At 42.4% G+C, this 12,706-nt stretch carries 8 protein-coding genes and 1 pseudogene; 2 read left to right on the top strand and 7 right to left on the bottom strand.

Annotation, left to right across the window (positions count from 1 at the left end; translation table 11 throughout):
- Nucleotides 1-158 precede the first annotated feature (158 nt).
- Nucleotides 159-407 (top strand): annotated as a pseudogene (locus tag DM09_RS00475) (integrase core domain-containing protein); the annotation flags it as partial.
- Nucleotides 408-445: 38 nt separating this feature from the next.
- Here DM09_RS00475 and istA read toward each other — a convergent pair.
- A complete protein-coding gene (gene istA, locus DM09_RS00470; RefSeq protein ID WP_157753571.1) occupies nt 446-1,885 on the bottom strand; it encodes an IS21 family transposase in 1,440 nt (479 codons plus the stop codon).
- A gap of 64 nt (nt 1,886-1,949) precedes the next feature.
- Entirely contained in the window at nt 1,950-2,930 is a 981-nt protein-coding gene (locus DM09_RS00465; RefSeq protein ID WP_038246650.1) for a hypothetical protein, read from the bottom strand.
- A 166-nt stretch (nt 2,931-3,096) separates the two neighbouring features.
- Here DM09_RS00465 and DM09_RS00460 point away from each other — a divergent pair, with 166 nt between their 5' ends.
- A complete protein-coding gene (locus tag DM09_RS00460) occupies nt 3,097-3,885 on the top strand; it encodes an integrase core domain-containing protein (protein ID WP_157753570.1) in 789 nt (262 codons plus the stop codon).
- Between the two features lie 343 nt (nt 3,886-4,228).
- On the opposite strand, the gene DM09_RS00455 is transcribed toward DM09_RS00460, so the two are convergent.
- From DM09_RS00455 to DM09_RS00435, 5 genes are all read right to left on the bottom strand, one after another.
- Nucleotides 4,229-4,807: a hypothetical protein gene (locus DM09_RS00455; RefSeq protein ID WP_038246648.1), complete on the bottom strand. Its 579-nt coding sequence runs from the start codon at nt 4,805-4,807 to the stop codon at nt 4,229-4,231.
- A gap of 6 nt (nt 4,808-4,813) precedes the next feature.
- On the bottom strand, nt 4,814-6,103 hold the full coding sequence (locus DM09_RS00450; protein WP_051937848.1) for an RHS repeat domain-containing protein: 1,290 nt from the start codon (nt 6,101-6,103) through the stop codon (nt 4,814-4,816).
- Nucleotides 6,100-6,636 carry a hypothetical protein gene (locus DM09_RS00445; protein ID WP_038246646.1) on the bottom strand — a complete coding sequence of 179 codons (537 nt, stop codon included), beginning with the start codon at nt 6,634-6,636 and terminating at the stop codon, nt 6,100-6,102. Before DM09_RS00445 ends, DM09_RS00450 begins: the two co-directional genes overlap by 4 nt.
- On the bottom strand, nt 6,627-11,081 hold the full coding sequence (locus DM09_RS10925) for an RHS repeat-associated core domain-containing protein (protein WP_081881022.1): 4,455 nt from the start codon (nt 11,079-11,081) through the stop codon (nt 6,627-6,629). The genes DM09_RS00445 and DM09_RS10925 overlap by 10 nt, the downstream gene beginning before the upstream one ends.
- 17 nt (nt 11,082-11,098) lie before the next feature.
- Nucleotides 11,099-12,630, bottom strand: a protein-coding gene (locus DM09_RS00435) for an IS3 family transposase (RefSeq protein ID WP_232507708.1) whose coding sequence is annotated in 2 segments (ribosomal slippage) — nt 11,099-12,192 and nt 12,192-12,630 — 1,533 coding nt in all. Because the reading frame shifts where the segments join, the coding sequence is not laid out codon by codon here.
- Nucleotides 12,631-12,706 lie beyond the last annotated feature (76 nt).

Below are 12,706 nucleotides of genomic sequence, written 5' to 3'. Positions count from 1 at the left end.
GTCGTGTATCTAGCCATTGAATCAGCATCCAAAAAATGGACTATGCCAATTCATCACTGGAAAGCTGCGCTTAATAGGTTCATGATTGAGTTTCCAGATAGGATGCCTGAGAAGTTTTAGGTAATGAATTTACACAGAAGGATTTACAGGGTCATTTGCTGGCAAACTGGGCTAAGAAACACAATATTCTATTGATGTTTATCCAGCCAGGAAACCCGCAACAGAATGCTTATATTGAACGGTATAATCGTACTGTTAGATATGACTGGCTTAGCCAATATATCTTTAGTGAGATAGAAGAAGTTCAAATGCAGGCAACCCGCTGGTTATGGACGTATAACAATGAACGACCTAACATGGCACTTGGTGGCATAACGCCTAAGCAAAAGCTGGCGTTAGCTGCTTAACACTTTTCTACTTATAAATACAGTCACTTATGGGTGGGTTACCGTTGTTTTGATTTATTTTTGAGAATGTTTTCAAGGTGATTTATACTAAGTGCACTCAAACTTATCGCGTGGTCACATGCTTTATTTACAAGAGTATCTCCATACTGATCTAAAAGCTTTTGCAGTTTAGTGCCAACTTTATATCTACTAACTTCCATCATCTTTTCAGGCTCAAGTAAAGCAACAAAGCTTTGTGTTTCTCTGCCAATAAATCCTGCAACCTCAAGCAACCGTTCTTGGCTCCATTGTTTAATAGCCTTGTGGTTCTCAGGCATGTGCAAGTTGTTTATCGTATTCCCGCCAGTTACAGAACTTCTTGGATGAGATGCAATGGTTTTACCTTTGCAAAACACCTCAATCTTTTTCTCGGTTGTTTTAATATCAACCTTCTGACCAATATATTGGAAGGGAACACTGTAATAATGCCCCTCTGTATTGATTGTATAATCAATCTGAACCGTTTGAGCAGTAAACTCGGCATATTCATATGCATTTGCTGGAAGTGGTTTCAACTCATTCTTTTCTAGTTCATTAAATAGTTTGAGTCGCCCCTGTGGTATTTTCTTTGTTTCCCTGTTATTTAACCTTTGAAGTAGCACATATATTTTATCATTGAGTTCTTGCAGCCCAAAAAAGGTGTGGTTACGTAAGCAGAAAAGAATTTTTCTCTCTACTTCCTTAACAGCAAGTTCCACCAATGATTTGTCCTTGGGTTTGTGAGGTCTAGCAGGCTCAATAATTACCCTATAGTGCTCACCCAAATCTTCATAAGTACGATTGAGTACAAGGTTCTTCCAGCCTGCAACGGTCACTGCAGATTTTAAGTTATCTGGGATGAGATACCGTGGCACACCACCAAAAAATTCAAACATTCTTACATGTGAGCCAATCCAACTTGGTTTCTTCTGATCCCATGTGGCTTCAGCATAGGTATATCCAGAGCAAGGAAGCATACCGACAAATATTTGAGCTCGTTTAATTTCACCCGTATCTGGAATAACCACCTCAACTGTATGACCTGCATAATCCACCATGACTTGCTCGCCAGCTTTATGGATCAACCTGGCACTCGCTGGTAGTTTCTTCTTAAATGCTCGGAATAAACGACAAAAATGACTATAACTCAAGCCTTCTGGGTTAGCCTGTTTATACTCAGACCATAACACCTCGATTGTTGCTCCCTTACGCTTCATTTCCTTACTTATTTCTACCCAATTGGGTTGGTGATGCTTTGGGCTTTCTCGTTTAGGAAACAACAAGGATTCAAGCTCATCATGAGACATGTTATTCTCTAATGGCCATGCGAGACCTGTTGCTTTGAAGCGTCTTAGATAAGTCCTAACGGCACTGCGGCTAATACTCAGCGCCGAGGCAATCCTTTCTTGGCTAAAGTCTTCCACAAATCGGTATTCAAATACTTTAATTGCTTTTCTCATTTCTATTCTCCTGTTACTCATTCATTACACCCGCTAGCTAGAGTAATAATTATAAATAAAAGCATTAGCGAGATTCTTTCAACAAAAGCACTTTTAATAGAGCATTGGCTTCTGTTAAATCTTTTTCGCAAGGCAATGCCTTACGAACCACTGAAACATGAGAGTCATCCACCATCAATATTCCCACATATTTAGGGTATTTAGCTATATACTTCTTTTCTTGAGCTGGTGAAAATTCTTCTTTGTGAGTGGCAACCCAAATATAATCGCAATAGACTGAAAGCTCTTGAAATTTTTCCATCACACTGCGCATTGAAAAAGAAGGTATCGTTTCAATAATGTGTACTTCCAAATTTGTATCTTTCGCTTTATGCAAAACAACAGCATCAATAATTCTAGGACCACGTATTCGTGAATGATGGGGCACTTTAATATGCATCTTTACTTCATACATTTGTGCATTCACATCACCAAGCCAACCTGCACCATAAGCTTTAAGACCATTGATAATCATAGCCTCTCGCACACTATAAAACTCTTCCTTATTTTTAATGTTCACTCTAGGTGCCAAGACCTTACGACCCCGTGCTGTTTTACCCTGAAGAGCAGGGCGAAATGCCCGCCACTGCTCGCGTATATCATCACGTGTAATGGCATTATTGAGCACATCATAAATAAGCTTCTCAAAAAAGTCTCTAGGGGCTACTCGGGCTAACTTTGAAAGCAGCTCAAGCTTTTCAGGGCTTATATGCTTGGGCAGCTCAAGCAAGGGTGGGTATTCAAGTTTAACACGAGCAAACTGGCTGCGCAGGTCATGGTAATAGCGACCAACAACCAAATAGCGCCATAAAGTGCTTTCTTTATTGCCAAGTATTTCTGCATTCTTTTGTAACCAATCGGTAAAAGAGTTTGATGATTTAGTCCAGTGTCCTGATTTCTCAATTGTATCGAGTAAATCAGCCATTTCGGTCCATGGCATCGTATCGCCCCGTGCCAATTTCTTTAGCTTGTCCGCTATTATCACTTCATCAAATAAGTTTGCCATTGCGGCGAAGCATACATATCATAACTATTAAGTCTAGCGGCGAAAGTAACTAGAGAGACGCTAAAAGGGTAATAAAATGATAGTCATATATTCTTTACACTTTATATACCTATGGTTTGTGGCTACTTATTCACATAAAGAAAGGGTTTGCGGCAGCTTCAAGCAAGTGAAGAAATACCAACATTATTATCACCAGCCCAAACCCAAATGGGTAAAACATAAAGTTATCAGGCTCAAAGCATTGATGCCGCAAGCAGGATGTAGAACCATAGCTCACACATTTAATCGTCTGCATGAACACAAAGGCATGACAGTGAGCAAAAGCTATGTAAACACTGTTATCCGCAATCATCAATTTGCAATTCAAACGCTGCGAAGAAAGCTTAAACATAAGCGACCCAAAGCTGTGCCACATAATCTGATTTGGGGTATAGATTTAACGGGCAAGTTCGATGCATCAGGAAAGCTGCATCATTTACTTGGTATAGTTGAGCATCAAAGTAGAAGTTGCATTAGCCTAAAGCCGCTTATCGACAAATCATCCATCACCCTGCTTGAATGTATTATCGTTGCCATCAAGAGGTATGGTAAGCCCAAAATGATTCGTACTGATAATGAAGTCATATTTACATCGAAACTCTTTCGCTTTGGTTTGTGGGTCCTCGGCATCAAACATCAACAAACCGAAATAGCTTCACCCTGGCAAAATGGAAAGGCCGAACGTTTCTTTGGCACACTCAAGCAGAAGCTTAACCAATGGGAAGTGCCATCATTTGAAGCGTTAAATCATTCCCTTCACTTATTTGGGTTTTGGTATAACCATGTCAGACCACATGACTATCTTGATGGGGCAACGCCTGCTGAAGTTTGGACAAACAAAAAGGCTAACCCATATAAAGCACAATATTTTGAAGCTTGGGATGGATTGCTCAATGGATATTACCTTCCACCATGATAAACCAGCCAACAATCCGTATGATTATGCAGGCAACTAAACACTGTCCGCAGGTTCACCATGCTTTGGACACAAAAATACGAACTTATTGAATGAAAAACGAGGTGTGAAAATGTGAAATTGAACCGAAATCAACGATAAAAACCACGATTTAAGCAAAAATACTGCCTAAATCTTATGGCTTTCTACCGTTGGACACTTGGACGGGACACTACTATGCAAAATCCAATGGTAGACCTCATTATTCTCTACTAGATTGATTGCCTATGACGGCGTGCGACCTGCCCCCGAAGACCTGCAAAATCCAATGGTAGACCCCATCTCTCCCTAAATTAACGAAAACTCACTTCTTTTCAGCTTTAATCTTGATGTTGATAGTTAACCCCCCAGAAGTATCCAGAAGCTCCTTGGAAACAGATATTATTACCAAGGTCTCTGGTAAATATAAAAGAGCCGAATCATTTAAGTCTGAAAGGCTTTCAATTTTATAACATTCCCATTCATCAATATAACATCGTGAGTATTTCGCTTTTGAACTATCGTAGCTATCACCTTCAGATAATAATCTCTTTTTAATCGTCTGTACATTAAGCAGGTCTTCACTGTTCATTTTTAAGAACAAGACAGGAGAGTATCCATTATTATGTGGAATAAAAAGTGAAGCAATTAACTCTTCTCCTCTTTTTCCTGAAAAATACTCGTATGGGATATAGCCAAACACCTTTTGATTTTCATCTTCCTTAATAACAAATGGTATCCAATTGCTAGGTACTGCTAATTTAAAGGTTCCTCCAATTTCAAGTTCTTTAACAGGATTCCCAATAATACCATGAACTAAAGGTAAAACGCCCTCCTTAAAGACAATTAATATGATAAATACAACTAAAGCAACCATCAAAAGTAATTTACTTTTACTTTTCATCTCTTATCACCTGCTTGCAGGGTTTGGTGACCCTGCTGAAGGGTTAAGGGACGTACCTTGAGCAGAAGTACCAATATCTATTGTTCCACTAATAATCTCCATGTTTTTATTTCTTATAAGTTCTTGGATATTATCAGGAACTTGGTTGCCATCCAAATACCCATACTCTGTTTCTTCCAACTGCCTTAGTGCATCAGCATTATCGAATTGCTTTTCAACATCTTTTGTCCAATCATAGAAATCATAAAACCCTTTAACCGCCAAAGCTGCTAACCCTACTTTACAGACCTCTATAAACCACTTTCCATTTGGATCAACTAGGTTAACAGGATTACTAAGCACATACCCGTACAGATTCGTATCTCCGCCATCGAAGCGGATCGGATCCTTCGCCGTCCAACGGCCTGTTTCAGGGTCGTAATCCCTTGCGCCAAATCTAGTCAGGTTGGTATCTCTGTCATAGATACCACCCGCAAAGCCGAACGGCTGGAATCCGGGATTTGTGTCGTTGGTGACATTACCCCAATCATCATAATCCATGCGTTGGACAACAGTTCCTGCGCTATCAACTACCAATCTTGGGCTGCCGAGGTGGTCAGAGATGATTCTGTATGTAACTCCACCCTTCACCATGTAGTCCGGCACATTGGCTTTGGAGCCATACACAAACCTGCTAACCACATTGCCAGCACCATCAAGCTCGGCAACAGGGTTCAGCTGATCCTTGTACAGGAAGCCCTGCACAAGGGTTCCGTTCACCTTCTTGCCGATCCTGCGATTACGTCCATCAATGATATAATCAATGGTGGTGCCATTGGGCAGGCTTGCAGACATCAAGTTACCCAGCACATCGTATTGATAAGTGGTGACTTGTGGATTCCCTCCTGCGAGGGAATGACGTTTAGAGGCGAGTTCACCGTTGGCAGTGTATGTGTAGTTGATGCCGTTCCAACTGGTTAAGCGGTCTTGTGCATCGTAATAGGCGAGAATGCCGCCTGCCTTGTTAAACCCATTGATGCGGTTGCCATTGGTATCATAACCATACACGGACACAGCCACACCATTCTCCGATACACCCGTCAACCGACCTGCTAGGTCATAGACATAATCGGTGGTCGTGGTCACGCCCTCGATGGTTTCCACTTTCTGGATGATACGTCCCAGCTTGTCGCGGGTATAACTGGTGGCAAACGGAGCCGATGAAGCAAATGCAGCCAGTTCACCAAATTCATTGTAAGAATTTGATGTTATCGTTACCCCTAAAACTGTATCAGCAAGTAAATTATTGTGAATCAATCACTCATCCATATTCTTTTAAAGGCGCTTGTTTTTTTATCCCAATAAAAAATAGAACTTGCACTTTCATAGCGAAAATATCGAATAGCAGGAAGACGGAGTTCAATTTCTTTAGGTTCATTCTTTTCGCAATCATAGCCTTTTCCACATACTGTTTTATATTTACCCTCGGAAACAACATCCAATCCCATGCTTTGGGGCGGAAGATATGTTTTTGATCCTTTTTCTGTTATATCAAGCTGTATCCAGTCAGGATCTGTTGAATCTAAATCTAGGATTACAAACACCCCCCATGAATTATCATCTTTGATGAGTATCCATGCTTGGTCCAGTACTCCATTCCCATCAAAGTCGGCTTCGGCCAAGTAAGGCTTTTCTACATATTTCTCGTTCTCTTTCCACTCACCAATAAAATCAGCATTAGTTGGAAATCTCCAGCCCTCCGGCAATGAAGTTTCTTCGCATCCAGCAAGTAGCGGTAGTAATAAGACAGTAAATAAAAGGCCAGCTTTGCTTAATTTTATTAATTGCATGTTGACCCCTTTGGATCATATTCAATGTGAATATGATCATTTACTGGATTATTAGGGAAAAATTCAGGTATTACATCATAATCAGGCCCTAATTTTCTTCGGATCTCATCAGCAATATCCCTCATGGTTTGATCAGAAAATATTTTGCCGCGAATATCAACAGCCTCATTCGAATAATGCTTGGAATTTCTCTTATGCTTACTATCATTGCCCGAGGTAATTACTCCTTCATCATATGATGAGTAATTCCGCACTGCTCCATCAATAACTGGGTATGTGTTAATAATTTCAGGCACTAAACCCGATACATTGGCTCCCGGCTTCACCTTGATTAGTCCAGCCGAATCTATCCAATTGACAGGATCATTATGGGTATAACCATATAAGTTACTGCTAAGTCCATAAAACCTGATCGGGTCTTTGGCTGCCCAGCGACCGGTCTCGGGGTCATAATCCCTTGCGCCGAAGCGGACCAGGCCGGTATCCCGGTCATACAGGCCACCGGCGAAGCCGAAGGGTTGAAACCCTGGATTGGTATCGGTGATGACATTGCCCCAGTCGTCGTAGTCCATGCGTTGCACGATTGCGCCTGTGTTATCTACTACAAGTCTTGGGCTTCCTAAGTGATCGCTAATGATTCTGTAAGTCACACCAGCTTTAATCATATAATCCGGCACATTGGCTTTTGAGCCATAAACAAAGCGGCTAACGATGTTTCCTTGTCCATCCAATTCAGCAACTGGGTTAAGCTGGTCTTTATACAAGAAGCCTTGCGTTAAAACGCCATTGACCTTTTTACCAACACGTCTGTTGCGTCCATCAATGATATAATCAACCGTGGTGGCATTCGGCAAGCTTGCAGACATGAGGTTGCCCAGTACATCATAGGTGTAGCTGGTCGTGCCTGTGGTGCTCACTTTGCTGGCGAGTTCACCGTTGGCAGTGTATGTGTAGTTCACACCATTCCATGATGTTAAGCGGTCTTGTGCATCGTAGTAGGCGAGGATGCCACCTGCTTGATTAAAGCCGTTGATGCGGTTGCCGTTGGTGTCGTAACCATACACGGAAACAGCCACACCATTCTCCGATACACCCGTCAACCGGCCCGCAAGGTCATAAACATAATCGGTGGTCGTGGTCACGCCCTCGATGGTTTCCACTTTCTGCACGATTCTACCCAGCTTATCGCGGGTATAACTGGTGGCAAACGGAGCCGATGAAACAAATGCAGCCAGTTCACCAAATTCATTGTATGTATTGGTTGTGGTGACACCTGCCAGACTTGTGCCTGTCAGCAAACCATTGAGCGGGTCACGGGTTAATGTTTCTGCGCCTGCGCCTGTGAGCAAACCATCGGCATCATAGGTGTAATTGATGGGTGTTGCGCCCACGCTTCTTGATGTAATGCGGAAGAAGCTGTCATAAGCCACAGATACATCACCCACGATAGCACCAGCCCATGATTCAGATAATGGCAGAAAACCATCATAGGTGTAGGAGAGCGTGCCGCCATCAGGGGCGGTGATGCTGGATAGATGACCTGTTACTGCATCATAAGCATAACTCACCGTACCGCGCGGCAAAGTCTGCGTGCTTAACCTTGCCCCTGTGTCATAAGCCAAGCTCAATGATTGACCATCAGGGCGGGTGACGCTGGTTAATTGCTTGGCAAGGTTGTATTGATAGGTGGTTGCACCCGTACCCGCCACGGCAGGTGGTGTGTATCCCGCTTCAAGGCTTACAGGCGTGTAGTTAAACACATGTGCAGGGCGACCCGGTGGGGTGATGGACAACAGATTACCAAGATTGTCATAGCTGTACGCAATCGCCCGACCATCAGGCAAGGTCTGCTGCGTGACGCGACCCATCACATCATAGTTAAACGATGTGCTGCGATTGATTGCATCGGTCACACTCGCCACATTGCCCGCATTATCATAAACAAGGCTAGTGGTGCGCGGGGCAATACTGCCCACCGTGGTATCGGTCAACCGACCTCGGAAATCATAGGCATAAGATGTGCTCGCCAGACCAGGTGTGGCACTTGATGTGGTCAATAAATTGGTCACATCATAATTCACGGTTGCTGTGCGCCCTGCTGGGGTGGTGATGGTGCGTGTGCCGTTGAGCACATTATTTACGATAGTTGTTGTTTGACTCACCCCAAATATAGGATTCCCTCGCCAGTCGAACCTTAAGACCTCCGACTGTGCAAACCGACTTATTATTTTATCTGATATTCCATCAAAGTTTATATCTTGATATTCAATTCCGTTACTTGAATAGTTTCTTAGCCCACTGGGTAATTCGATATACTTCGAACTTAGCCGTCTTGTTGCATATTTTTGGTCAGTACTATATTGGCTGGTTATCCTAGTATTATCAGGTCTATTTTCAAGTAATTTAGACCCGGATAAGGTGGATACCTTGTGCGTAATTAGACCACTTTTGGCAACAACAATAGTTTTAACATCACCAGACAAAAGCGAAGTTCTAGTCGATGTGAAGCTTCTGCCCTCTTGATCTGTTGTTTTCGCTGTCGAAGTTCCACTATTAACCTTCGAAGAGAAGCTCATTGTAGCACTATTTGCATCCGTTGTAGACAAAACCTTACCATTTAGTAAATCATATTGGTAGTGAAATGCCCCCCCATTAGGATCATTTTTCGCAACCAACAAATTAGAAGGTGAATAAGTAAAGAGATAACTGGAACCATCTGGGTACACTACTGAATCCAATTGACCACTAGTTACATTTAAATTTGTCGTTTGTCCATCTGGAGCAACAATTGCATAAGGAGAAGAGCCATTTCTTAAAATCTGAGTAACATTTCCAAATCTATCAGTAATGGCTATCAAATTGTCTAATGCATCATATGAAAATGTTTTTAAGACAATGCCTGTACTAAGATCAAGTGTTCTCAAATGTTTCTTCGAACGACTAAAAATATATATTTCACCTTTACTTGCATCACTAACTTCAAATTCTCCAGAAGCTTGAGTGAAGGTTCCTTCAATATTTTTTATAATTTTTACTTGACCATAAGAAGAATAATATGGATAGGAACCAACTGTTGTATAGACTAAAAGGTAAATATTACCTTGGGGGTCAGATGTAAGAGCGCTTACATAACCCAGTTTTGCTTGCTTAGGATCGACACCTTCAGCCAAGGAAGCACCCCTTCCTGCCACCCGTTCCACTGTCCCATCAGTATAGCGTCTAAAGACTGCACTACCCATCGAATAGACTAAAACACCTTCTCTATCAACATACATAGGACCGCTTGGTTCTTGATACGGCAATATTATCTCTTGGGATCCATTAGGTCTTCTAATAAAAACATCTTGATTATCATAGCTTGATATATACAGAGAACCATCATGTCCAACCGCAAAAGATTGTGTGTAATATAATGAAGCTCCTAAATCAATATGGGTCATTATACCATTAGTGTTAACTTGATATATCCTGTTTCCATGACCTCCATGAGCAAAGAGTGTTCCATCATCAGCGAACGCAATATCCTCCACAGAAAAACTTACCCTTGTAGCGTAATCACTTTCTGAAAACGCAAGAGCTCTATTCCCTCCACCTGCATAGGTAGAAATCAAGCCAGACTTCAGATTCACTTTTCGAATACGGAACCGCATATCCACGATATATAAGTTTTCCTCTTGCGGGTCTAAAGCTAGGCTACTAGGTGAAAGCGCAGCACTGGTGGCTGGTCCTCCATCTCCAGTTAGAATTGGGTTTGTTGTTCCTGGTGATCCATTTCCAGCGAAGGTAGTAATAATACCATCTGGAGTTATCTTTCTCACCCTGTTTGCTTCTGACACAAAAAGCGTCCCATCTCCTGTTACTGCAAGCCCTGCTCCTCTGTTTATCTTAGCATCAATTGCCGCAGCTCCATCCCCAAGTTGAACTGCAGTAGCTGAGCCTGCAAATGTATTAATTACTTTGGAGAACTCTTTAATTTTTATTTCACCATCGCCATATTCTACTTCACCATCATGATATAGCTTATGAAAAGAAGAAATTGACCAGCCAGATGCAATCGTATTTTGATCTGAAACAAACGACTTAAGGTTAAAAGCAGTTGAAACCTTATCTTCTACTCCATACCGATAAGTTATGCCGCTTACTTGATTGGGAGAAACTGGTTGAGCAAAGAGTATAGACGGTTGATTTCGACCCCAGTCATAAGCAGAGGGGTAATGAAATGAAATTGTAACAAGAATGTTAACTTGCCCCCGCATTCGGTGCCCATAAATATTTGTCCCATCCCATATAAAATGAGCGTCCTGGTTAGGTAGGAGAGAAACAGTCTTAGAAAATGTATGCCCTGCAACCTGTATTGATGCGCTAGCTCCAGTCGCTTCTGCTGGTATTATCTTCCCTGTAACAGGAACATTAATTTCGTACTTGTATCCGGTGTGTGTCAACATAGTTGCACCTTCATTGGTCACGCAGCATTGAGACAAGGCTCATTTTTTGCGCAAATTTCATTTTCAGGGTTAAGCCAAACGTGGTTTAACCTACCCCAGTTTCTTGTGTTTCCTGACCAGCGTTTGGGCTGCTGTTTTTTTGCCATTTCATAGACCTTTTTTCGATGGTTAAGAATGCTTTCATCCTCACCACTATGCCGCTGCACAGGTGTTACAAACTTTAACGAACTATGCCTATGCTCAGTGTTGTACCACGTCACAAAAGTATGTATCCACGCTCTAGCTTTTGCCAATGATTCAAAGGGTTGAGATGGGTAAGCTGGTGTATATTTCAGCGTCCTGAATAGAGATTCAGAATATGGGTTATCATCGCTGACTGATGGGCGACTAAACGATGGTACAACACCCAAGCGTTGTAAGGTTGCCAACATGGTCGCACCTTTCATTGGTGAGCCGTTATCTGAGTGTAAAACAAGCTCTTTTTCCACAGTGTTTTCAGTCAAACATGCCTTTTGAATCAATGCTGATGCGTGAGCGGCAGTTTCAGATTCATGCACTTCCCAACCTACAATTTTGCGGCTAAAAATATCCATGGCCAAGTACAAACGGTAAAACTTACCCTTGATGCTGGCAGCCAAATAAGTGATGTCCCAACTCCATACTTGATTGGCTGCTGTAGCCTTAAAAGCTTTAGGTTTTATAACCTTGCGAGGTGCCGCAGCTTTGCCTCGCCGATGCAGTTGCTTTGCTTCACGTAAAATACGATAAAAGCTTGATTCTGAAGCAATATACCGCCCTTCATCTGCGAGCATAGGTACAATTTGTGAAGGTGGTAATGAGCGGTATGGTTCACTGTTACAGATGGTAAGCACTTGTTTTCTTTCCTCTAAACTCAATTTATTGCTAGGTACACGCACAACCTGCGAGCGCTTATCTTCAAGCCCTCCAACCTTTTTCCAGCGCAAATATGTATGCGTAGAAATGCCCAGAATATGACAAGATTTATGCATACGCGCCCCTGCACTTATAGCTTCATGAAGTAGTGTGACAGCCACCTGACGTTCATCCTTGGCAATCATTCTGCCTCGGGATCCCCCCAGATGGCATTGGCTTTTTTTGACAGTATCAACAGCGCAGCTGCCTCTGCCAAAGCCTTATCTTTGCGCTCAATATCACGCCGCAAACGCGCCAACTCCTTACTTGCTTGGGTCGCGGTTTTCTTGGCTGCTATATCAAGTTCACCTTGCTCACGATTACCACGAATCGCTGCCTGCTTCCAAGCCTCAATATCCTCAACATAAATACCCTTCTTGCGGCAGTATTCGCCAAGCTCAACCGCACTGAATGCGGCTGTTTCAATCAAAGCATTAAACTTATCCTCACTGCGCCACTTCGTGGCACTAGAACGAGCACCACCAGCTTGTTTCCATCTATAAAGCGTGCTTCTAGCTATGCCCGTTTCTTTCGCCAAAGTTTCAACAGAAACAGCAGGCGAAGACAGCATCTTTTCAACCAACTTATCTTTTAATTCTTCTGAATATCGCGTCATTCACTATCTCCTGAATGCCTCATCATGACTTATGAGACTTTTTTGAGAAGGCGGCAACTATCCTGACAGAGGGGGT

The sequence above is a fragment of the Ghiorsea bivora genome, from assembly GCF_000744415.1.
GTDB classification, from domain to species: domain Bacteria; phylum Pseudomonadota; class Zetaproteobacteria; order Mariprofundales; family Mariprofundaceae; genus Ghiorsea; species Ghiorsea bivora.
This window is presented reverse-complemented; position numbering and strand designations above follow the sequence as displayed.